Here is a 21,402-nt window from a genome sequence, read left to right as displayed (position 1 = left end):
GTGTTCGCGGCGGGGGCGTAGCGGGTCGTCGGCGCTCGCGGCGTGGTGAGGCGGGCTGTCGGGACGGCCGGGATTGGACGAGAATCGGGGGCACCCGGCTCGGCCCCGGCCGAGCCCGTCCCGGCCCAGCCCCCTCCCCGCCCGGCCAGCCCCGGGCCCCGGACCCGGCAGGAGGAACCGCCCATGACCTCGACCCGCCCCGGCCCCGACTGGCTCGCCGACGCCGTGCTGTACCAGATCTACCCCCAGAGCTTCGCCGACTCCGACGGCGACGGCATCGGCGACTTCGCCGGCATCGCCGAGCACCTGGACCACCTCGCCTGGCTCGGCGTCGACACCGTCTGGCTCAACCCCTGCTTCGCCTCGCCGTTCCGCGACGCCGGGTACGACGTCGCCGACTACCTCACCCCGGCCCCGCGCTACGGCAGCACCGAGGACCTGGCCGCCCTGGTGGAGGCCGCCCGCGGCAAGGGCATCCGGGTCCTGCTGGACCTGGTGGCCGGGCACACCTCCGACCGCCACCCCTGGTTCCTGGCCTCCGCCGAGGACCCGTCCGACCACCGGTACATCTGGTCCGACCGCCCGGTGGACGGCTTCGTCGCCTCGCCCGGCAGCCGCCCCGGCTGGTACCTGCCGAACTTCTTCGACTGCCAGCCCGCGCTGAACTTCGGCTACGCGCGCGGCAGTTCCGAGGAACCCTGGCGGCAGGCGGTGGACGCGGACGGCCCGCGCGCCAACCGGGCGGCGCTGCGCGCGATCATGGCGCACTGGCTCGGCCTCGGGGTGTCCGGCTTCCGGGTGGACATGGCCTACTCGCTGGTCAAGGACGACCCGGGCAAGGCGGAGACCGCCAAGCTCTGGACCGAGCTGCGCGACTGGCTGGACCGCGCCCACCCCGAGGCCGTCCTGCTCGCCGAGTGGGGAGACCCGGCCGCCGCCGTCACAGCCGGCTTCCACGCCGACTTCTTCCTGCACTTCGGCGGCGCGGACCACGGCCTGCCGCTGCGCTCGCTCTGGAACAACAACGGCGGGACGGTCGAGGAGTTCTGGCACCAGGAGGCCTGCTACTTCGAGGCCGAGGGCCGGGGCACCCCGCAGCCCTTCCTGGACGCCTGGCGCTCCGCCGCCGAACTCACCGAGGGCGGCGGGCAGATCGTGCTGCCCACCGCCAACCACGACTTCTCCCGGCTGGCCACCGGCCCGCGCACCGCGGAGCAGCTCGCCCCCGCCTTCGCCTTCCTGCTCACCTGGCCCACCCTCCCGGCGGTCTACTACGGCGACGAGATCGGCATGCGCTACCTGCCGGGCCTGCCCGACACCGAGGGCAGCGTCCTCGGGCCGCGGTTCAACCGGGCCGGCTCGCGCACCCCGATGCAGTGGACGCCCGGCCCCACCGCCGGCTTCTCCAGCGCCCCTCCCGAGCGGCTGTACCTGCCGGTGGACCCGGACCCGCACCGTCCGGACGTGCTCTCCCAGCGCGCCGACCCGACCTCGCTGCTGCACACCGTCCGGCGGCTGATCGCGCTGCGCCGGGCGCACCCGGGGCTGGGCGCGGCCGGCGGGGTGGAGGTCCGGCACGCCGGCTACCCGCTGGTGTACACCCGGGCCGGGCGGTACCTGGTGGCGGTCAATCCCCGCCGGGAGCCGGCGTCCGTCCGGCTGCCGGGCCTGCCGGCGGGCGTCCCGTCGGCGCCGGGCGTCCGGCCGCTGGAGGTGCAGGGCGTGCGGGTCGCGGACGGGGAGCTGTGGGCGGACGGGTTCTCGTACGGGGTGTTCGAGCTGGGCTGAGCGCGGGCGGGGTAGCCGGGCCGCGTGCGGGTGCGGTAGCCGGGCCGAGTGCGGCGGGGAGCCGGGTCCTGTTCGGGGCCCGGCTTCCGATCGGTGTCGGATAGTTGTAAGCTACATCGATAGATGGTTGCATTTACCACCCTCATTGGTTGCATTTGCCACCTTCATGATCAAGCTGACAGACACGCCACCGGAGGACGGTACGAACGCCATGAGCACACCCCGGAACCCCGCCACAGCGCCCACCCTGGGGCACTCGCTCAAGCACCTGGCCATCCACCTGATCACCCCGCTGCTGATGTGCCTGGGCATGGCGCTCGCCTACCAGGGCGCCTTCCACCAGCCCGAGCCCCACCACCTCAAGGTGGCGGTGGTCGGCACCACGCCGCAGGCGCAGGGCCTGGCGCAGGCCATCCAGGGCAAGGCCGGGAACGCGCTCGACGTCCGCACCGTAGACGACCGGGCCGCCGCCGAGCAGCAGCTGCGCGACCGGGACCTGGTGGGCGCCTTCGTGCCGGACGCCAAGAGCCCCGAGCTGATCGTCGCCAAGGGGAACTCGGACACCTCGGTGGTGGCCGCCACGGCGGTGTTCACCAACGTCACCGACCGGCAGGGCGTGCCGCTGCACGTCACCGACCTGACCACCCCGGCCGCGGGCGACCCGACCGGACAGGGCCTGTTCTTCCTGCTGGTCGCACTGAGCATCGGCTCCTACGCCAGCGTCGCGGTGATCGGCGCCGCCGGTGCGGGGCTGAGCATGGCGGTCCGGGCGCTGGTCGGGGTGGCGGTCTCGCTGGCGGTCAGCGTGATCGGCATCGTCACCGCCGGGCCGGTCTTCCACGTGGTCGACCACGACTACGCGGCGATCTGGGCGCTGGGCTGGCTCTACTCGGCGGGCATCGTGCTGATCGGCATCGGCCTGCACAGCTTCCTGAAGAAGTGGACCACGCTGGCCCTGATGGTGCTGTTCGTGATGCTGAACTTCACCTCCTCCGGCGGCATCTACCGGCCCGAGCTGCAGAACGGGTTCTTCGGCGGCCTGCACGGCTTCTGGACCGGCGCCGGCTTCCTGGAGGGCGCGCGCAGCATCATGTACTTCGACGGCGGCGCGGGCCTCGGCGGGCACGTCGTGACCCTGCTGGTCTGGCTGCTGCTCGGCGGTGCGGCGCTGGTGGCCGCGGCGATGTACGAGGGCCGCGGGCGCCGTCCGGTCGAGACGCCGGCGGAGGCCGAGGAGGAGATGGAGGAGGCGGTCGCGGTCTGACCGCGCCCCTCGGAAGGCTTCACCGGGTGCCGCGGGCATCGGCACCGGGTGGGGATCGGCGGCCCGCGCCCGGCCCTGGACAAGCCGGACGCGGGCCTCGGCGTCCCCCCGTACGCGCCTGGCGGTGCGCCGCCTGCCCGGTGAGGGCCTGGCCGACCACCAGGGTGTGGATCTCGCCGGTGCCCGTCGGGGTCACCCTGGCGTGCGGGTGCGGTGCGGGGTGCTCATGGGCGGTCCTCGGGGTCCTTGTCGTACGGGTCGGTCGGGTAGGTCGGGGCGTCCTGGTCGTGCGGGGCGTGTCGGTCGTGCGGGGCGTCCAGCCAGGCGGTGAGCTCGGCGGTGTGCTCGCCGAGCCGGGGCGGGGGCAGGTGGTAGCGGGGCGGGGTGCGGGAGAGGCCGATCGGGTTGGCGACCAGCTCCAGCGGGCGGCCGTCCGGGCCGGGCAGCGGCGCCCGCGGGTGCAGGCCGAGCGAGTCGGCGAGGGCGAAGGCCCCGGCCAGGTCGTTGACCGGTCCGCAGGGCACGCCGAGCGGGGTGAGGACCGCGAACCACTCGGCGGCGGTGCGGCGTTCGAGCCGGGCGGTGAGCTCGCGGGCCAGCGCGCCCACGTGCGCGACCCGGTCGGCGTTGGTGGCGAAGCGCGGGTCGGCGGCCAGTTCGGGGGCGCCCACGCCCCGGCAGAGCGCGGCGAACTGCCGGTCGTTGCCGACCGCGACGACCAGCGGACGGTCGGCGGCGGCGAACACCTCGTACGGGGCGATGGAGGGGTGGCGGTTGCCGAGGATGCCGGGCACGGCGCCGGCCAGGGTGTAGCCGGCGGACTGGTTGACCAGGCCGGAGAGCAGGGTGGAGAGCAGGTTCAGCTCCACCAGCTGGCCCCGGCCGGTGGCCTCGCGCTCGCGCAGCGCGGCCAGCACGCCGACCGCCGCGTGCAGTCCGGTCAGGACGTCCACCAGTGCGACGCCGGTCTTCACCGGCTCGCCGGGGGCCGGGCCGGTGACGGACATCAGTCCGCCGACGGCCTGCACCAGCAGGTCGTAGCCGGGCAGTCCGGCGCCCTCGCCGGAGCCGAAGCCGGTGATCGAGCAGTAGACCAGCCACGGGTTGAGCTCCTCGGCGCGGTCCGGGCCGAGGCCGTGGCGGGCCATCGTGCCGGGGCGGAAGTTCTCCACCAGTACGTCGGCGCGGCGGACGAGTTCGACGGCGCGGGCGTGGTCGGCCGGGTCGCGCAGGTCGAGGGTGAGGGAGCGCTTGTTGCGGTTGACGGAGAGGAAGTAGGTGGCCTCGCCCTGGGCGTGCGGCGGGCCCCAGGCGCGGGTGTCGTCGCCGGTGCCGGGCTGCTCGACCTTGATCACGTCGGCGCCGAGGTCGGCCAGCAGCATGGTCAGGTAGGGCGCGGCGAGGACCCGGCCGAAGTCGGCGACCAGGACGCCGTCCAGCGGGAGCCCGGTCACGACCGCCCCCTGGCCGCCCCGGCCGCGGCCGTCGCGCCGCCGGTCGCCGGGCCACCGGCCGTCGCGTCGCCCGAGGGGGCGTCGCCGCGCAGGTGCGGGCGGGCCAGCAGGAGGTAGAGGCCGCCGGCCGCGAGCACGACCACCGCCGAGAGCAGCACCAGGTAGTTGTCGTACCAGGCGGCGTCCGGGGTGCGGCCCCAGCAGATGTTGACGATCGCGGCGACGCCGTAGACCAGCGCGCCGATGTTCACCGCCAGGCCCCAGCGGCCGAGCCGGAAGTCCCCGCTCGGGCGCCAGCCGCGCAGCCGGGCCCGCAGGGCGGCCAGCACCACCATCTGGAAGGCCAGGTAGATGCCGATGCTGGAGAAGGAGATGATCTTCGTGAGGGCGCCCTCGGAGAGCGCCGAGGCGCCCACGATGATCACGCCGGGCAGCGCCGCGGCGAGCAGCAGCGCGTACGGCGGCACCCGCAGCCGGCCCGAGACGGTGGCCAGCAGCCGGCTGCCCGCGATCATCCGGTCCCGGGCGAAGGAGTACGCGAGCCGGCTCGCCGCCGCCTGGAGGCTCAGCACGCAGGACAGGAAGGAGATCAGCACCACGCCGATCACCACCCGGGCGCCGGCCGCGCCGAAGGCGTCGTGCAGCACCTTGGCCACCGGGTCCTTGTCGTCGCCGGAGACCACCGCGCCGATGTCCTGGATCGACATCACCAGGGCCAGGCTGACCCCGATCGCCGCCGCGCCGCCGACGTAGATGGTGCGCCGCATCGACTTGGGGATCTGTCGACCCGGATCGGCCACCTCCTCGGCGACGTCGCCGCAGGCCTCGAAGCCGAAGAACAGGAAGACCGCGATCAGCCCGGCGGCCAGGAAGGCGTCGGCGTAGTTCCCGTCGCCGCCCGCGCCGAAGCGGTCGAAGACCACGCCGAGGCCGTGGTAGCGGTGCGTCAGCAGCAGCCAGGCGCCGACCGCCAGGGCGCCGAGCAGCTCGGCGGCGAAGCCGAACATGGCCGCCGCCGACAGGACCCGGGTGCCGCCGAGGTTGATCACGGTGGCGAGCGCCAGCAGGCCGAGCGCGCACCAGACGGTCGTCGCGGTGCTCGGCTCGACGCCCAGGAGGGCGGCCACGTACGGGCCGGCGCCGTAGGAGACGGCCGCGATGGTGGACATCAGCGCCAGCAGGTAGACCCAGCCGGTCAGCCAGCCCCAGGTGCGGCCCCAGAGCCGGCGCGCCCACGGGTACACCCCGCCGGCCACCGGGAACTGGGCGACCACCTCGCTGAACACCAGGGCCACCAGCAGCTGGCCGAGGCCCGCGATCAGGAAGCTCCAGACCATCGGCGGCCCGGCGGTCTGGAGCGAGGTGGCGAAGAGTGTGTACACGCCGACCACGGGGGAGAGATAGGTGAAGCCGAGCGAGAAGTTCGCCCAGAGGCTCATGTCGCGCTTGAACTCGGAGGTGTAGCCGAGGGCGGCCAGCCGTTCGGTGTCCGGGTCGGGGGAGTGGGCGGTGGCACGGGCACTGGCATCGGTCATGACCTGCTCCTGGGAACGTGTCGTGATGCGTCGTCAGGACGCGTCGTCGTGACGCGTCGTCGTGATGCGTGGGGGAGTGCTGCGGGGTGCTGTTCGGGCCGAGGCTGCGGGAAAACATACGAGATTGAGTTTCTAGCGGCAAGGGTGCGCGCTCGACCGGGAGGTACCCTGCGGGAAACATCCGGTCGGACGGTGATCCGGCGACGGCGGTTCGGAGACGGCGGTTCGGAGACGCTCATCCGGAGGCGGGTGATCCGGCGACGGGCGACCCGGCGACGGTGATCGAGGAGGGGGCGGTGTGACGACCATCGGCAGTGCGACCCCGCTGCTCAGCGCCGTCCTCGCGCCGCTCGCCGACCTCGGTCGCGCCGACGCGGTGGCCCGCCGGATCACCGAGGCGATCGCCCTCGGGCTGGTCGCGGACGGGGACCAACTGCCCAGCGAGAACGACCTCGCCGACCAGCTCGGCGTCGCCAACGGCACCGTCCGCGAGGCCCTCGCCCTGCTCCGCGAGGCCGGGCTGATCGAGACCCGGCGCGGCCGCAACGGCGGCAGCTTCGTCCGCACCCCCGCCGAGGGCTCCCAGCACCTCCAGCTCGCCCGGCTGCGCGACCTCGCCACCGTCGACCTGCGCGACCTCGGCGACGAGGAGCTGGCCGTCTTCGGCACCGCCGCCCGGCTCGCCGCCGAACGCGCCCCGGCCGACCTCGGCCCCAGGCTCACCCGGCTGGTGCACGACCTGCGCGACGCCGCCGGGCCCGCCGAGCGGTGCCGCGCCGACGCCCGCTTCCACATCGAACTCGCCGTCGCCGCCCAGTCGGTGCGGCTCACCCAGCTCGCCGTCCGGCTCCAGGCCGAACTCGGCCCGCTGCTCTGGCTGCCCGCCCCGCACGGGCCGGACCAGGAGCGCTTCGCCGAGCAGCACCGGGAGATCCTGGTCGCGGTGCTGGCCGGCGACGCGGCCGGCGCCCGGGCCGCGGCCGAGGCGCACGCGGTGGCCTGCGTCCACCATCTGGTCCGGCGGCACCTGGAGTTGGCGGACGACGGCTGAGCCGGGGCCCGTTGCTCCCGGAACCCGTTGCTCCCGGAGCCGCCCCTCGCCGGAAGTCCGTTGCCGGAAGCCCGTTGCCGCCGGAACCCTCCCTCGCCGCCGGAGCCGTCATGACCAGCGCGTCCAGCCCCGCCCTGCCCGTTGCCCGAGCCCGCGGCGGGCCCGCCGCCGTCGAGCGCTGCGCCCGACGGGCCGCCGCAGCCGTCGACGAGGTGCTCGCCGAACTGGACGGCCTGCGGGCGGCCGCGGCCGACTGTTGGACCCGGGCGGCCGCCGAGGGCCGCCGGCCCGGGGCCGCCGAACTCGCCGCGGTGCGCGGGGTGGTGGGCGAACTGCTGGCGCGGCCCGGCTCGCGCTGGTTCGGCTGCGGAGCGGTCGTGGCACCCGGCGCGCTCGCCGACGCGGACCTGCACGCGGAGTGGTGGTACCGCGGCGCGCGCGGGGCCGGGGAGCGGCGGCTGCGGCTCGTGCTCGACCCGGCGGACGCCGAGTTCTACGACTACCGGGTGCTGCCCTGGTTCGCCCGGCCCCGGGACGAGGGGCGGGCCGTGGTGGCCGGGCCGCAGGTCGACCTGCTCTGTGCCGACCGGTACGTGCTGTGCTGCGCCCGGCCGGTGGTCGTCCCGGGCTCGGGCTTCGTCGGGGTCGCGGCCGGGGACGTCCCGCTGGCCGCGCTGGAACGGCTGCTGGTGCCGCCGCTGCGGGAGCTGGCCGGTGAGGCCGCGCTGCTCGACGGCGAGGGGCGGGTGCTGGCCGCCACCACCCCGGCCCTGCCGGTGGGTTCGCTGGCGCGCGGGCTGCTCGCGGACCCGGCGGCAGAGCGGGCCGGGGTGCCGTCGGCGGCGGTGGACTGGACGGTGGTGCGCGGCTGACGGTTGACCGGACGGTGCCGGCAAGCCGATATGACCTTCATTTGTGAAGGTATTAGTCGTTCCGCTTCCCGCGGCCGGGCGGCGTGCTGAAGCAGCAGTCGCCGCAGAGACCGGCGCCCGGACCCAGCCGGTAGTAGAGGCAGCAGCTGTTCCGGCGGAACGCCGTACCGCGCGGCCCGGTGCGCAGGGTGCCCGACCCGGCCAGCGGCGGACGGTCCAGCAGCTCCGCCACCAACGCCCGTGCGGCGACCGGCGCATGGGCGTCCAGGATCCGCAGCGTCCCGGCCAGCGCGGAGGCGGCGTTGCCGAGCAGCAGGCGGCGGGAGAGCGGGGCGGCCGCCCGTACGGCCGTCGCCAGTGGCTCCAACTGGCCCAGCAGGACGGCCTCGTGCAGCTGGTCGGCGAGCGTCCCGGCGGCCTTCCCGGCGGTCGGCCCGGAGGACGGAACGGCGGGCGGCCGGACGGGCTCCGGCGGGGTCCACAGGTCGAGCGGGCCCTGGTCCGGGATCCGCACCCAGGCGTGCTCCAGGGTCGGGACCGTCCCCAGCAGGACGGCCGAGCCCAGGCCCACCGACCAGAAGCGGGCGGCCAGTCCCAGGTGCAGGATCGAGGCGGCGACCCGGGGCTCGTCGGTGCCGAGCCGCCGCGCCACCACCCGCAGCCGCGCCGCCAATGGCGCGTCCGGCCCGGTGCCGTACAGCTCGGCCAGCGGCCGGAAGCCCTCGGGCGGCCGGTCGGCCGGTGCGGTGTCCAGCGCGAAGTACGGCCCGACGGCGGCGAGTCGGGCGTAGTCCGGCGGCCGAAGGCCGGGTGCGGGGTTCAACGGCCGTCCCCTGTGCGGTCGTTGAACCCCGCACCCGCCCGCGGCGGGGTGGTCGGATGGTCGAGGGGCATCGGGGCCTCCAGGTCTGCGGGTGCTCGGGCGACCATGCGCGTCGCCCCGGTCGGACCCGAGCGGCCCGGGCAGGCCTGGTCGGCCGGGTGTCAGCCGCGCACGGAGAAGTCACCACTGGTCGTGCGGATGAACGGTACCGTGCCCTGGCAGTCCGAGACCGGCTGGCCGAACACGCCCCAGACCCAGCCCATCCGGTCCCCGCGCCGCCCGTTGTCCTCCACCGAGAGCGCGACCTTCTGACCGGTCAGCTCCAGGCCCGGGAACCACGGTGCCTCGCTCTTGGTGATCACCCCGGTGGCGATCGCCTCCCGGCCGCCGACGGCCAGGCAGGTGATGTCGCCCTCGAAGTCGGCGACCAGCCGGCCGTCGGTGTGCACGTGACGGACGTGGAAGTGGCCCGCGGTGCCGCGCGGATCGGTGTTGGTGGAAGTGCGGGCGTCCACCGAGATCTGCACCGGGTCGCCCTCGAAGCCCTGGAAGGCCGTGGTGAGGACGGTGTTGCCGGTGCCGCGCACGCTCACCGGTCCGAAGCCGCCCGCGGGGTCGGCCGGTTCCGCGGCGGACGCCTGTGCTGCGGACGCCTGTGCGGCGGGGACCGGTGCGACGGTGGTGGTCGGTGCGGCGACGGCGGCCGGTGCGGCGGTGGCGGCCGTCGCGGTCAGCAGGAGGAGCGAGACGGCGGCGGTGGCGAGGCGGCGGTTCATGGGGGTGGGTTCTCCTTCGGGCTCGGTCGTTCCGGTGCCACTCAGCATGCTTCCGCCCGGCCGCGCGGACCTCCCGCTGCGGAGGGGAGTTGACGGTGGGTCGCTCCTCCCCGGGAAGGAACCGGCCTCCCCCGGGAGAGCTGCCCCCTAGGCTCGGTGGGTGCGCACCGAAGCCCGAACCAGTTCCGCCCGACCCCGCTCCGCCCGGATCCGCCGGCCGCTCGCCGCCGTCTCCGCGCTCGCCCTGCTGGCGCCCGTCCTGCTGGCGCAACCGGACGCCCGGGCAGCGGCCGCGCTGCTCGCCCTGACGGCGGCGTTCGCCGCGGTGGTGGCGCTGCTGCCCTGGCCCGCCGGGCGGATCACGCTCGGTGCGGCGGTCGGGGCGGTGGCCGGGGCCTCGCTGCTGGTCGACCTGGTCTACCCGGGGCCGTACCGGCTGCCCGCGTTCTGGCTGCCGTTCGAGTGGCTCGCCCTGCTCGGGCTGCTCTTCCGGGCCGTCCGCGGGCTGTCCGACCGCCGGGTCGGCCCGGTCGGCGGGCTGCTCGGGCTCGCGGCGGTGCTGCTGCCGCTGCGGTTCTCCCTGCGGACGCCGCAGGGCGGCGCGGCCTGGTCGGTGGTCGGGGTGCTGCTGTCGCTGCTGCCGCTGCTCGGTGTCGCGGGGGCGGCCCTCTACCTGCGGGTCCTGGACGCCCGACGGGAGCGGGCGGTCGCCCGGGCCCGGCGCGAACAGCGGCTGGAGGTGGCGCGGGGGCTGCACGACTTCGTCGCGCACGAGATCACCGGCATCGTGCTGGAGGCCCAGGCCGGTCAACTCCCGGACCAGGAGCCGGGGGAGACCGCCGCACTGCTGCGGCGCCTGGAGGAGGCCGGGCTGCGGGCGCTGGACTCGATGGACGAGATGGTCGGCGCCCTGCGCGAGCCGGGCGGAGAGGGCGGCCGGGACGGCCGGTCCGATCCGCCGGACCGGGAGGAGGAGTCCGACGGCGCGACCACGCGCCGGCTGGGCCTGGCCGACCTCCCCGAACTGGTCACCCGCTTCGGCGCCACCGGTGCCGGCGGCACCGCCGGTGCCCCGCGCGCCACCGCCGAGCTGGCGCCCGAGACCGCCGGCCGGCTCTCCGCCGAGGCCGAGGCGACCGCGTACGCCGTCGTCCTGGAGGCCCTCACCAACATCCGTCGGCACGCGCCGCAGGCCACCGAGGTCACCGTCCGGGTGGCCCCCGGCACGGACGGCACGGTCGAGCTGACCGTCACCGACGACGGCGGCCCGTCCCGCAAGCCGCTGCTGCGCCGCCGCCCCGGTGCCGGCGGCACCGGCCTGGCCGGGCTCACCGCCCGCGCCGCCGCCCACGGGGGCTCGCTGACCGCCGGCCCGGGCACGCCCGGGGGCTGGCGGGTCAGCTGCTCCCTGCCGGGTCGCTGAGGCACGCGCCCTGCGGCGTCGGCCGGCGCCGCAAGGCTGCCCCCGCTTCCGGGCGCGTCGCGCTCAGTGGGCCCGGCCGCCGCCCCGGGTGCCGCGCGGGCGGGTCAGGGTGAAGCGGTCGACCGGGACGAGGTCCCCGTACGGCCCGCTGACGGAGTAGTAGGTGACGCCGATGGTGGTCTGCCCGTTGCGCCCGCCCGGGTCGACGTCGAAGGAGGCGAAGCCGTACGGGTTGTCGGCGTCCCGGAAGGCGGACCAGGGGGCGTCCTCGATGACGTACACCGGCGGGCGCTTGCCGGTGGCCGGGTCGACGGCGCCGACGCCGGTGATCACCCGGGCCTTGGCGGGGCTGAAGAAGAGCTGGTTGGACGGGGCCGAGGTGCCGCCGCCGCCGATGACCATGTGGACGGTGCCCTTGGTGGTGTCGATGGTCTCGGTGCCGGTGGAGACCGGGATCGGCGTGCGGGTGTCGGTCGGCTGCTGGCCGCGGATCGGGTGCGAGCGCTCGTAGTGGTGCTCGTGGCCGCAGACCACCAGGTCCACGCCGTACTTGTCGAACAGCGGCACCCAGGCCTCGCGGACACCGAGGTCGGCGCCGTTGAACTTGTCGGCGGTGGAGATCACCACCTGGTGCATGCAGACCACGATCCAGTCGATCCCCGGGTCCGCGTTGGCCGCGATCAACTCCCGTTCCAGCCAGCGCTGCTGGGCGCCGCCGGAGTAGCCGTGGACGTAGCTGCTGCCGCCGTCCTGGTAGGCCACGTCGTCGTTGTTGAGGCTGATCACCCGCACCGAGCCGGCCGTGAACGAGTACCACAGGCCGCGCGTCTCCGCGTCGGAGCGGGCGTCCGGCAGCTCGAAGTACGCCTGGTAGGCGCCGTAGCCGATCGGGCCGTTGCCCTTCTCGTTCTCGTGGTTGCCGGCCGCGGGCATCCAGGGGCGGTGGCGGGCCGATCGGGTGTTGTTCTCGAACCAGTCGGACCAGGTGCGGACCCGGTCGGTGGCGATGTTCGCGTAGCAGAGGTCGCCGTTGAGCAGGTGGAACAGCGGGGCGATCCGCTCGACCCCGGCGGTGGTGTCGCCGGCGGCGGGGCTGCCGAGGTTGTCGTTCACGTAGCCGTTGGCGGTCTTCTTGCCGAGGGTCGGGGTGCCCTGGTCGCCGAAGCTGGTGAAGGTGAAGGCGGACCGGCCGCGCGGGGCGGTGCGGACGGTGCCGAGTTCGGGGGTGGTGCCGTCGTGGACGGCGGCGTAGACGTAGTCCGTGTCGGCGCGCAGGCCGGTCAGCCGGGCGTGGTGCGTCTGGACCTCGGTGCCGGACGCGGCGTCCCGGTAGGTGCGGGTCGCGGCCTGGACCGTCCGGCCGAAGCCGCCGTTCGAAGTCCCGTACACCACCCGGGGGTTGCCGACGGACCGGGTGGTGTGCCAGGAGACCACCACCTCGCGGGAGGCGTCCGAGCCGAACTGGAGGTGGAGGCCGGCCACCCGCGGCGCGCCGGAGCGGTCCGGCCGCTGCCAGAGCACCGGGGAGGCGGCGGCGGGGGCGGCCGAGACGCCGGAGAGGGACACGGCACCGCCGAGGCCGACGCCGGTCGCCCCGGCCAGGAGCCCGCGCCTGCTGACGGGGAGACGTCCACTGGAATCGTTCATGGCGGCCAGCCCACCGGACGAAGGTGAACCGAGCCGGGTCCGCCGCGTGAACTTTCCCGTCCGTCACCCGTGCGTCACACTGCTGGGCGTGACGAGGACGAACGGCGACGGCCCGCGGGTGATCCGCACCCTGATCGCGGACGACCAGGAGGCCGTACGGCGCGGTGTGCGGCGGATCCTGACGGCCCAGCCGGACATCGAGGTGGTGGGCGAGGCGGCGGACGGGCTCGCCGCACTGGAGCTGGCGGCCGAACTGCGGCCGGACGTCGCGCTGGTGGACATCCGGATGCCGCGGATGGACGGACTGGAGCTGACCCGGCGGCTGGCCGGGCCGGGGGTGGCGGAGCCGGTGCGGGTCGTGGTGCTGACCACCTTCGACCTGGACGAGTACGTGTACCCGGCCCTGCGGCACGGGGCGTCCGGTTTCCTGCTGAAGCGTTCCGGCCCGTCCCTGCTGGCCGAGGCGGTGCGGGCGGCGGCGGACGGGGAGAGCCTGATCAGCCCGTCGGTCACCGTCCGGCTGCTGCGGCACGTGACGGCTCCGCGCCGCCCGGAGCGGCGGCGGCCCGCGCTTGTGGTGCCGCTGACCGAGCGGGAGGTGGAGATCGCCGGGCACGTCGCGGCGGGCCGCACCAACGCGGACATCGCCGCGGAGCTGTTCATCTCGCCGGGGACGGTGAAGACCCACGTCGCCAGCGTCCAGCGCAAGCTCGGGGTGGCGAACCGGGTCGGGATCGCGGTGCACGCCTGGGAGATGGGCTGGGCGGCGCAGGAGCGGTAGCGGCGGTGCCGCGGAGACGGGTGCGCGCCCACGGGGCCGAGGGGATGCTCCGTGGACGCGCGGAACCTACGAGGTGGGGGTGGCCTCCGGACGTGAGTCCTCCGGCCGGTAGTTCGATCGTCGACCGAGGTAGTCATCCAGCGTCGGACCCTGATCCGTCTCGATCCGTCGCCACTGCCTCCTGCGGTCGAACTCCTTCAGCTACCTCGCAGGTCCATCTCCCATCATGCGCCTCCTGCGGGCTGTGCACCAGGGGTGAACGGTATGAATCCAACCAATTTTCGTAACTCGGGCAATCCGGGGTTAATCGGCTGGCGGGACTGCCGGGCGACGAGACCTCCGTCAGGAGCGCGGCCAGCCGTCCACGAAGGTCAGCGTCCGCTGGTACGGCCCGTCGGGCCCGGTGCTGCGGTACTCCTCCGTGCTGCCGCCGGTCCGGACGGTGCGGTCCCCGTCGTGCCGCCGGGCGGTGGGGCGCAGGGTGTGGTCGACGGTGGAGCGTTCGGTGACGTGGCCGCCGGTCGCCGCGGTGGCCTCGCGGTGGTAGCCGAGCTCCATGGCGGTGGTCTGGTCGGTGTTCCCGGCCGCGTCGCGGCTCACCCGGTAGCTGACGTCCAGCGGTTCGCCCTCGTGCACGGTGGTGGTGCGGTGCGGGCCGCCGCCCCAGGTCGCGGTGGTGCGGGTGAGGTCGGTGCCGTTGTGCAGCGTCACGTCGTTGCCGCCGTCGCGCAGCCGCTGGGCGGAGCGGAAGGCGAGCTTGTCGCGGACCTCGGTGGTGATCCGGCCGTGCGAGGTCTGCACCCAGCCCCGGGCGAGGTCGTCGCGGGCGGCGGTGACCGTCCAGTCGCCGCTGCCGCCGCTGCCGCCGCCGTGGTCGGCGAGGTCGGTGGCGACGGTGGCCTCCGGGGCGACCCGGTGGTCGGTGAGCTGTCCGGTGGTGCGGGCGGCGCCGTGGTCGGTCTCGGCGAAGAGGTTGACCTGGCCGGTCCAGACGTCGTTGCTCTGCGCCTCGGCGGTGTTCACGGTGACGCCCACGCTGTGCGGCCGGCCGTCCAGCAGCAGTCCGACGTACGGGGTGAGGTCGAGCCGGTAGGCGGGCAGGTCGAAGGCGAAGACGCCGGGCACGGGCCGCCAGAGCAATGGGTCCCAGCCGCCGGTGTAGATCACCGGGTACGGCCAGACCGCGCCGGCCACCCGGCCGTCCACGGTGAGCCGCAGTTCGCGGAACGGGCCCTTGCCGCAGATGCCGCTGCCGGGGTTGGCGGCGGCGAAGGCGTCCGGTGCGGAGGCGTAGGCGAACTCCTCGCAGGCGCCGCCGCCCCGGGCGTAGACCTCGGCGGTGAGGCGTTCGAGGTTCTGCGGGAAGACGAGGTCGCGCCCGGCGGCGGGGGCGGCCTGGGTGAGCCCGAACGGGCCGGTGGTGAGCAGCCGGTCGGCGGAGCGGGCGGCCGGCCAGTGCCCGTCCGCGGTGTAGAAGGTCAGCTTCGCGCTGATCGTGAAGACGCCGGTGTAGGTGGCGTCGGTGACGTTGGCGAGGTCGAAGGAGAACTCCTGCGGGCCGCCCGCGAAGAGCGGGGCGTAGCGGGTGACGTCGTGCTCGACGTTCCAGGCGATGCCGTCCTTGGACGGCTCCGGGGTGGAGGAGAGCAGCACCTGGACGCCGCCGACGCGGACGCTGAAGATCCGGTCGAACTGCCGCCCGGCGACCTGCCCGTGGAGGTCCATGACCACCGCGGACCAGGGGCCGGCGCAGTCGGCGGGCGGGGCGAGGGTGGCGTTGTACGGGGTGTCCGGCGGGTTGCCGTACCCGTTGCGGAACTCGCGCTCGTGCATCACCTCGACGGTGCAGGAGCGGGTGTCGGGGCGGGTGAGCGGCTTGGTGGCGGTGACCGGGTCGTGGTAGTCGGTGCCGAAGTCGGCGTGGGCCGGGGCAGCGGCGGTGAGGGTGCCGGCCAGGGTGAGGACGGCGGCGCCGATCAGACCGGCGGTGCGGCGGAGCAACGGGCGCAGGGCCAAGGCGGGTTCCCGGGGTCGGGCGGCCCGCGGGCGGGTGCCGCGGGCCGGTCGGATGATCCGGGAATCCTTCCGGGGGTGGCATGCCAGCGTCAAGGATTCGCGCCGACCGGATCCGGGCCGGCGGGTGGGTCGGGTCGGTCGGGGAGTGGGTCGGGTCGGGTCGCGCCGGTCATGGAGTGGGTCGGGTCGGGTCGCGCCGGTCACGGAGTGCGTCGGGTCAGCGGTCCTCCAACTCCGCGGCCTCCTGCCGGATCAGGTCCCGCAGCGAGGCCAGCCGGGGCCGCCGGTCGTCCGTCCGCCACTGCATCTCCAGCGGCAGCGCGGCCCGCCCCTCCAGTCGTACGGTGGCCACGTCCTCGGTGAGGTGGCCGGTCATCGAGCCGGGCACCAGCGAGAAGGCGCGGTTGCGGGCGAGCAGGTAGAGCCGGGAGCCGACGATCCGGGGCGGGCTGACCAGCACCGGCGGGTCCACGCCGTGCTCCGCGCAGAGGCCGAGCACGTGGTCGTAGTAGCGGGGGTGCTGCTCGCGCGGCCACAACAGCAGGGGCAGGTCGCGCAGTTCGGCCAGGCGCAGGCTGCTCCGGCGGGCCAGTGGGTGGTCCCGGCCGAGCGCGACCAGCACCGGTTCGTCGGCGATCCGCTCCAGCCGGTAGCCGTCCACCTCGTCCAGGAAGCGGCCGAGCCCGATGTCGGCCAGCTCGGCGGCCAGGGTGGCGGAGACCTGCCCGGTGTCCACGGCCAGTTCGGCGGTGTCGAGCGCGGGCAGCTCCTGCTCGGCCCGGCTGACCACGGCGGGCAGCAGGCGGTTCACCACGCTCGGCGAGGCGACGATCCGGGCGGTGCCCAGCCGGGACTCCTCGTGCAGCCGCACCCGGGTCAGCAGCGTCTCGGCCTGCCGGAGCAGCAGAGTGCTCTCGGCGGCCATCACCTCGCCGGCCTCGGTGAGCGCGACCGAGCGGCGGCTGCGGTCGAACAGCTCGACGCCGACGGTCCGCTCCAGCCGGGCGACCTCCTGACTGACCGTGGGCTGCGAGATGTGCAGCCGCTCGGCGGCCCGCCCGAAGTGCAGCGTCTCGGCGACGGTCAGGAAGACCTGGAGCTGGCGCAAGGTGAAACCCATGGGTGGCAGGGTAGACGAACCAATAGGTGATGGCCTATCAGAAACCTCGGTACTCATTCTGGTTTCCGATGTGAACCGTCCATACGCTGAGCAGCACGTTGCCCCACCGCAGCGGCAGCCTCACAGAGAGTTCGCATCATGACCGGACTTCTTCCCCCCGCCGCTCCCGCCGTCCAGGTCTCCGAGGAGGTCGCCCGGGCGCTCGCCGACGGCCGGCCGGTGGTCGCCCTGGAGTCGACCATCTTCACCCACGGCCTGCCGCGGCCGCGCAACCTGGCCGTCGCGCTGGAGGCGGAGCGGCAGCTGCGGGCGGCGGGCGTCGTGCCCGCCACGATCGGGGTGCACGCCGGGGTGCCCACGGTCGGGCTGAGCACCGGACAGATCACCGAACTGTCCGCCGCCGACGGCCTGGACAAGGTGAGCCTGCGCGACCTCCCGGTGGTCGCCGCGCTCGGCCGGCACGGCGGCACCACCGTCGCCGCCACCGCCTTCCTCGCCCACCGCGCCGGCATCCGGGTCTTCTCCACCGGCGGCCTCGGCGGCGTGCACTTCGGCGCCTCGGAGAGCTTCGACGAGTCGGCCGACCTGACGGCCCTGGCCGCCACCCCGGTCACCGTGGTCAGCGCGGGCGTGAAGTCCATCCTCGACATCCGGGCCACCCTGGAACGCTTCGAGACGTACAACATCCCGGTCATCGGCTACCGCACCCGCAGGTACCCCGGCTTCTACGTCACCGACTCCGGCCACGAGATCAACTTCAGCGTGGAGTCGCCCGAGCAGGCCGCCGGGGTGATCGAGGCCCGCGACCGGCTCGGCCTGCCGCAGGCCGTCCTGATCGCCAACCCGGTCGACCCGGCCAAGCAGCTGCCGCCGGAGGAACTGGACGGCATCCTGGCCCGCGCCTGGGCCGAGGCCGAGCGGCAGGGCGTCACCGGGAACGCCGCCACGCCGTTCCTGCTCGACTTCATCCAGCGGGACACCGGCGGGCGCAGCCTGGACGTCAACGTCGAGGTGTACCGGGGCAACGTCCGGCTCGGCGGGGAGATCGCGACGGCGCTGGCCGGTGGTGCGTCCGGTGCCTCCGGTGCTGCTGCGGCGGGTGCTGCGGCCTCGGCGGGCGCCGTCGAGACCGGGGCCTGAGCCGTGCTGGGGGTGCTCGGGGACCTCGTCGAGGACATCGTGGTCTGGGCCGACGGCCCGCTGCGGCACGGCACCGACTCCGGCGCCCGGGTCTTCCGGCGGCGCGGCGGCAGCGCGGCCAACGTCGCCTGCTTCGCCGCCGGGCAGTACCCGGCCCGCTTCCTCGGCTGCGTCGGCGAGGACGCGGTCGGGGACGGCGTCGTCGCCGAACTGACCGGCCACGGCGTCGACGTACGGGTCTCCCGGCGCGGCCGGACCGGCAGCGTCGTGGTGCTGATCGACCAGGGCGGCGAGCGGACCATGCTGCCCGACCGGGGCGCCGCCACGCTGCTGGAGCGGGTCCCGGACGCCTGGCTGGCCGGACTGACCCACCTGCACGTGCCGGCCTACTCCTTCGACGGCGAGCCGGTCGGCGGTACGGCGGTGGACGCGCTCGCCCGGGTCCGGCGGGCGGGCGGCACCACCTCGGTGGACGCCTCCTCGACCGGGATGCTGGAGCGCTTCGGCCGGGAGCGCTTCCTGGCCCTGCTGGCCGGGCTGGCGCCGACCTTCGTGTTCGCCAACCGCTCCGAGTCGGCGTTCCTCGGACTGCTGGTCGGCGGCCTGCCGGGGCCGGAGCGGGCCCGGCTGGCGGCCACCACGGTGGTCACCAAGGCGGGCGCCGAGGCGACCGCCGTCGACGTCCCGGGCGAGCCGCTGGTCATGGTGCCGGTGCCGCCGGTGGCGGAGGTGCGCGACCTCACCGGGGCCGGGGACGCCTTCGCGGCGGGGTTCCTGGCCGGCTTCCTGGACACCGGGGACCTCGGGCGCGCGGCCGGCCTCGGGCACCGCAGCGCGGCCCGGGTGCTGGCCTCGCCCGGGGCCTCCTTCGGCGGGGAGTGACGTTTCGGCGGGTGCCCTTCGGCGGGCCCGTCGGCGGCGGGCCTGCCCAGGGTTACCTGGGCACCGCGTCCTTGCGGAGGAAGTGCTTCAGCTTCTGCCAGGTCCAGGTGTTGACCACGTCCTCGGCGGTGAGCCAGCCGCGCTGCGCCGTGCCGATGCCGTAGCGCGGGTAGCCGAGCTGGCCGGTGGCGTGCGCGTCGCTGTCGATCGCGAACCGCACGCCGTGCCGCCTCGCCCGCAGGACGTCCTCGTCGCGCAGGTCGAGCCGCTGCGGGGAGCTGTTGATCTCGATCGCGGTGCCGGTGCGCGCGGCGGCCTCGAACACGGCGTCCAGGTCGACGTCGATCGGTCCGCGCCGGCCGATCCGGCGGGTGGTGAGGTGTCCGATGACGTGCACGTACGGGTTCTCGCAGGCGCGGATCAGCCGACGGGTCTGGGCGGCCCGGTCCAGGGCGAAGTGCGAGTGCACGGAGGCCACGCAGACGTCGAAGCCGGCCAGGAACTCCGGTGGCCAGTCCACCCCGCCGTCCGGGCCGATGTTCAGCTCGGTGCCGTGCAGCAGGCGCAACTTCTTGTGCCGGTCGGCGAGTTGCCGCAGCTGCTCGCGCTGGGCGAGCATCTTCTCGTCCGTCATCCGCTGCATCACCAGGTCCGGGGCGTGGTCGGTGACGGCGAAGTAGGAGTAGCCGCGGGCGGCGGCGGTGTCGACCATCTCCTCCAGGGTGGCGAGCCCGTCGGTCAGGTCGGTGTGGGTGTGCAGGTCGCCGCGCAGGTCGGACTCCTGGACCAGGTCCGGGAGTCCGCCCTCCAGCGCGGCCTCGATCTCGCCCCGGTCCTCGCGCAGCGGCGGCGGGATCCACGGCAGGCCGAGCGCCGCGTACACCTCCTCCTCGGTCTCCGAGACCACCTTGGCGCCGCCGTCCACCTCGAACAGCCCGTACTCGGAGAGCTTCAGCCCGGCCCGGACGGCCATCGTGCGCAGCCGGATGTTGTGCGCCTTCGAGCCGGTGAAGTAGACCAGCGCAGCTCCCCAGTCCTCCTCCGGGAGGACCCGCAGGTCCACCTGTACGCCCTGGGTGGTACGGACCGAGGTCTTGGTGCCGCCGCTGCCGATCACCTCGGCGACGTAGGGGAGTTCGGTGAGCGCGGCCATCAGCGGGGCGGAGTCCGCCGCGGTCGCGAGCACGTCGATGTCGCCCACCGTCTCGCGCATCCGGCGCAGCGAGCCCGCGTACGCGCAGCGGGTGCAGCCGGGGACGGCGGAGAGCGCGGCGACCAGCTGCTCGGCCAGCTCGGTGGCGGCGTCCAGCAGGGTGCGGCCGCCGGACTGCCGCATCAGCTCGATGCCGTGCAGGATCCGCTCGCCGCTGCGCTCGCCGAAGCCGGGCAGGTCGGCGAGCCGCTCGGCCCGGGCGGCCGCGGCGAGTTCGTCCACCGAGGCGATCCCGAGGTCGCGGTAGAGGGCCAGGGCGCGCTTGGGCCCGACCCCGGGGACGGCCGTCATCTCCCGTACGCCGGACGGGACCTCGGCGCGCAGCGCCTCCAGGGCGGGGATGGTCCCGGTGGCGAGGTACCCGGCGATCTTCTCGGCGGTGGACCTGCCGACGCCGGGGATCTGCTGCAGGCCCTTGACGTCCAGGCCGGCCAGGTCCTCGGGGTGGCCGCCGACCGCGCGGGCGGCCTTCTCGTAGGCGCGGGCCCGGAAGGCGTCCCCGCCGGTGATGTTGATCAGGTCGGCGTACTCCTGGAGCAGCTCCCTGACCTGGTCGTTGAGCCGGGGCATGGGGCAAGTCTAGGGTCGGTGGGGCGGGGGCGCCGGGTGTACTTCCTCGTGTACTCCGTCAGTCGTACGCGACGGTCAGCAGCAGGACCATGGTCAGCCCGCCGCCGGGGGTCGGTTCCACCGCGAGCCGGCCGCCCGCGGCCACCACCAGGCGGTGCAGGGCGGGCCCGACCGGGCCGTCCGCCCGCACGCCCGCGATCAGCCGCTCGCGCGCCTCGGGCGGCTCGTAGGCGCCCCGGTCGGAGACCCGGACCTCCACCCGGGCGCGGGTCGCCGCCGTCCGTCCGGGCGCCCGCAGCGCGGACGCGCCGCCCGCCACGTCGGCCCGGACCAGCACCCGGCCGCCCAGCGGGCTGCGCCGGATCGCGTGGTCGACCAGCCCGGCGAGGACGGCCTCCAGCCGGCGGGCGTCCCCGGCCACCACCGGGAGCCCGGGGGCCACCCGGACCGTGACGGCCGCCGCCCGCCCGCCGCCGCGCACCACCCGGCGGACCACGTCGGCCACCTGGACGTGCCGGGCCATCGGTTCGCAGCCGGCCTGCCGGCCGGTCCACCGCAGCCGCTCCAGCTCGGTGCGGTCGAGCGCCCTGGGCGCGGCCATCGCGCCGGGCGAGTACGGGCCGGGGCCCTCCTCGGCCCCGGCCGGCGCCGCCGCGCCCACGCGCCCGGACCCGCCCCGGCGCCCGGTGCCGACCGCGCCGACGGTGCCGCCGAACGCGCCGAGCGCCTTGGCTCCCGACGCGACGTAGCCCCAGAGCCTCCCGCGTGCCATCGCCCTGCCCCTCGTGCTCCCCGGCGGCCGTCATCGAATCCGCGGCCGACCGGGGTGGGCCGACTTCCGGGCCCTTCCTGCCAGCGTGCGCCTCGGCCGCCCGGGTGACAATCCCGCTCCGGGTCGCGGTCCGCTCCGGGGCCCCCGCCGAGCGGCCGGCCGGGCACCCGCCGACCGGCGGGGCCCGGAGGCGTGGCCTACTGCGGATCGAGTAACCGCAAGGACTTCTTCGCAAAAGATCTTTCGCAAAAAATCCTTTGCAAAGAACTCTTTGG

General features: G+C 75.1%; 17 protein-coding genes. 8 read left to right on the top strand and 9 right to left on the bottom strand.

From position 1 onward, the window contains the following. The first annotated feature begins 183 nt into the window (after window positions 1-183). Window positions 184-1,788, top strand: coding sequence for an alpha-amylase family glycosyl hydrolase (locus ACWDCZ_RS05710; protein ID WP_449815293.1), 1,605 nt, complete (start codon window positions 184-186; stop codon window positions 1,786-1,788). A 211-nt stretch (window positions 1,789-1,999) separates the two neighbouring features. Next, the gene (locus ACWDCZ_RS05705) at window positions 2,000-3,052 is read left to right on the top strand and encodes a hypothetical protein (RefSeq protein WP_449815292.1); all 1,053 of its coding nucleotides are present in this window, start codon (window positions 2,000-2,002) and stop codon (window positions 3,050-3,052) included. 224 nt (window positions 3,053-3,276) lie between these two features. Here the strand turns inward: ACWDCZ_RS05705 and ACWDCZ_RS05700 are convergent, their stop codons facing one another. Further along, entirely contained in the window at window positions 3,277-4,434 is a 1,158-nt protein-coding gene (locus tag ACWDCZ_RS05700; protein WP_449815305.1) for a CaiB/BaiF CoA transferase family protein, read from the bottom strand. Window positions 4,435-4,502: 68 nt separating this feature from the next. Continuing rightward, window positions 4,503-6,041: an APC family permease gene (locus tag ACWDCZ_RS05695; RefSeq protein WP_449815291.1), complete on the bottom strand. Its 1,539-nt coding sequence runs from the start codon at window positions 6,039-6,041 to the stop codon at window positions 4,503-4,505. 298 nt (window positions 6,042-6,339) lie between these two features. On the opposite strand from ACWDCZ_RS05695, the gene ACWDCZ_RS05690 reads away from it, so the two are divergent. After that, a complete protein-coding gene (locus tag ACWDCZ_RS05690) occupies window positions 6,340-7,092 on the top strand; it encodes a FadR/GntR family transcriptional regulator (RefSeq protein WP_234348498.1) in 753 nt (250 codons plus the stop codon). Window positions 7,093-7,202: 110 nt separating this feature from the next. After that, on the top strand, window positions 7,203-7,964 hold the full coding sequence (locus ACWDCZ_RS05685) for a cache domain-containing protein (protein ID WP_449815290.1): 762 nt from the start codon (window positions 7,203-7,205) through the stop codon (window positions 7,962-7,964). A gap of 52 nt (window positions 7,965-8,016) precedes the next feature. Here the strand turns inward: ACWDCZ_RS05685 and ACWDCZ_RS05680 are convergent, their stop codons facing one another. Together ACWDCZ_RS05680 and ACWDCZ_RS05675 are read right to left on the bottom strand one after the other, a co-directional pair. Continuing rightward, window positions 8,017-8,787 (bottom strand): (2Fe-2S)-binding protein, encoded by a 771-nt coding sequence (locus tag ACWDCZ_RS05680; protein ID WP_449815289.1) that lies wholly within the window; start codon window positions 8,785-8,787, stop codon window positions 8,017-8,019. A gap of 161 nt (window positions 8,788-8,948) precedes the next feature. Further along, window positions 8,949-9,563, bottom strand: a complete 615-nt coding sequence (locus ACWDCZ_RS05675) for a hypothetical protein (protein ID WP_375875388.1) — start codon at window positions 9,561-9,563, stop codon at window positions 8,949-8,951. Window positions 9,564-9,723: 160 nt separating this feature from the next. Between ACWDCZ_RS05675 and ACWDCZ_RS05670 the strand changes: the two genes are divergently transcribed. Continuing rightward, a complete protein-coding gene (locus ACWDCZ_RS05670) occupies window positions 9,724-10,986 on the top strand; it encodes a sensor histidine kinase (protein ID WP_449815288.1) in 1,263 nt (420 codons plus the stop codon). A 63-nt stretch (window positions 10,987-11,049) separates the two neighbouring features. Here ACWDCZ_RS05670 and ACWDCZ_RS05665 read toward each other — a convergent pair whose 3' ends face one another. Continuing rightward, window positions 11,050-12,633, bottom strand: a complete 1,584-nt coding sequence (locus tag ACWDCZ_RS05665; RefSeq protein ID WP_449815287.1) for a purple acid phosphatase family protein — start codon at window positions 12,631-12,633, stop codon at window positions 11,050-11,052. An 88-nt stretch (window positions 12,634-12,721) separates the two neighbouring features. Between ACWDCZ_RS05665 and ACWDCZ_RS05660 the strand changes: the two genes are divergently transcribed. Further along, window positions 12,722-13,414 carry a response regulator gene (locus tag ACWDCZ_RS05660; RefSeq protein ID WP_449815286.1) on the top strand — a complete coding sequence of 231 codons (693 nt, stop codon included), beginning with the start codon at window positions 12,722-12,724 and terminating at the stop codon, window positions 13,412-13,414. A 342-nt stretch (window positions 13,415-13,756) separates the two neighbouring features. Here ACWDCZ_RS05660 and ACWDCZ_RS05655 read toward each other — a convergent pair whose 3' ends face one another. Together ACWDCZ_RS05655 and ACWDCZ_RS05650 are read right to left on the bottom strand one after the other, a co-directional pair. Then, window positions 13,757-15,430: a peptide-N4-asparagine amidase gene (locus ACWDCZ_RS05655; RefSeq protein ID WP_449815285.1), complete on the bottom strand. Its 1,674-nt coding sequence runs from the start codon at window positions 15,428-15,430 to the stop codon at window positions 13,757-13,759. A 217-nt stretch (window positions 15,431-15,647) separates the two neighbouring features. Further along, window positions 15,648-16,550, bottom strand: coding sequence for a LysR family transcriptional regulator (locus ACWDCZ_RS05650; protein WP_049655825.1), 903 nt, complete (start codon window positions 16,548-16,550; stop codon window positions 15,648-15,650). Window positions 16,551-16,688: 138 nt separating this feature from the next. On the opposite strand from ACWDCZ_RS05650, the gene ACWDCZ_RS05645 reads away from it, so the two are divergent. Next, on the top strand, window positions 16,689-17,690 hold the full coding sequence (locus ACWDCZ_RS05645) for a pseudouridine-5'-phosphate glycosidase (RefSeq protein WP_063780274.1): 1,002 nt from the start codon (window positions 16,689-16,691) through the stop codon (window positions 17,688-17,690). Between the two features lie 3 nt (window positions 17,691-17,693). Further along, window positions 17,694-18,572, top strand: a complete 879-nt coding sequence (locus tag ACWDCZ_RS05640) for a carbohydrate kinase family protein (protein ID WP_117492356.1) — start codon at window positions 17,694-17,696, stop codon at window positions 18,570-18,572. 52 nt (window positions 18,573-18,624) lie between these two features. On the opposite strand, the gene polX is transcribed toward ACWDCZ_RS05640, so the two are convergent. Then, window positions 18,625-20,355 carry a DNA polymerase/3'-5' exonuclease PolX gene (polX, locus tag ACWDCZ_RS05635; RefSeq protein ID WP_117492354.1) on the bottom strand — a complete coding sequence of 577 codons (1,731 nt, stop codon included), beginning with the start codon at window positions 20,353-20,355 and terminating at the stop codon, window positions 18,625-18,627. A gap of 58 nt (window positions 20,356-20,413) precedes the next feature. Continuing rightward, entirely contained in the window at window positions 20,414-21,127 is a 714-nt protein-coding gene (locus ACWDCZ_RS05630; RefSeq protein WP_380741317.1) for a sensor histidine kinase, read from the bottom strand. Window positions 21,128-21,402: the final 275 nt, after the last annotated feature.

The organism is Kitasatospora sp. NPDC001225, assembly GCF_053597855.1.
Note: the sequence above shows the minus strand (reverse complement) of the source record. Positions and strands in the feature narration are given on the sequence as shown.

Excerpts from the sequence above, each read along its gene's own strand:
- ACWDCZ_RS05710 (WP_449815293.1), top strand. The coding sequence starts at position 184 with ATGACCTCGACCCGCCCCGGCCCCGACTGGCTCGCCGACGCCGTGCTG.
- ACWDCZ_RS05705 (WP_449815292.1), top strand. The coding sequence starts at position 2,000 with ATGAGCACACCCCGGAACCCCGCCACAGCGCCCACCCTGGGGCACTCG.
- ACWDCZ_RS05700 (WP_449815305.1), bottom strand. The coding sequence starts at position 4,434 with ATGCTGCTGGCCGACCTCGGCGCCGACGTGATCAAGGTCGAGCAGCCC.
- ACWDCZ_RS05695 (WP_449815291.1), bottom strand. The coding sequence starts at position 6,041 with ATGACCGATGCCAGTGCCCGTGCCACCGCCCACTCCCCCGACCCGGAC.
- ACWDCZ_RS05685 (WP_449815290.1), top strand. The coding sequence starts at position 7,203 with ATGACCAGCGCGTCCAGCCCCGCCCTGCCCGTTGCCCGAGCCCGCGGC.
- ACWDCZ_RS05675 (WP_375875388.1), bottom strand. The coding sequence starts at position 9,563 with ATGAACCGCCGCCTCGCCACCGCCGCCGTCTCGCTCCTCCTGCTGACC.
- ACWDCZ_RS05665 (WP_449815287.1), bottom strand. The coding sequence starts at position 12,633 with ATGAACGATTCCAGTGGACGTCTCCCCGTCAGCAGGCGCGGGCTCCTG.
- ACWDCZ_RS05650 (WP_049655825.1), bottom strand. The coding sequence starts at position 16,550 with ATGGGTTTCACCTTGCGCCAGCTCCAGGTCTTCCTGACCGTCGCCGAG.
- ACWDCZ_RS05645 (WP_063780274.1), top strand. The coding sequence starts at position 16,689 with ATGACCGGACTTCTTCCCCCCGCCGCTCCCGCCGTCCAGGTCTCCGAG.
- polX (WP_117492354.1), bottom strand. The coding sequence starts at position 20,355 with ATGCCCCGGCTCAACGACCAGGTCAGGGAGCTGCTCCAGGAGTACGCC.
- ACWDCZ_RS05630 (WP_380741317.1), bottom strand. The coding sequence starts at position 21,127 with ATGGCACGCGGGAGGCTCTGGGGCTACGTCGCGTCGGGAGCCAAGGCG.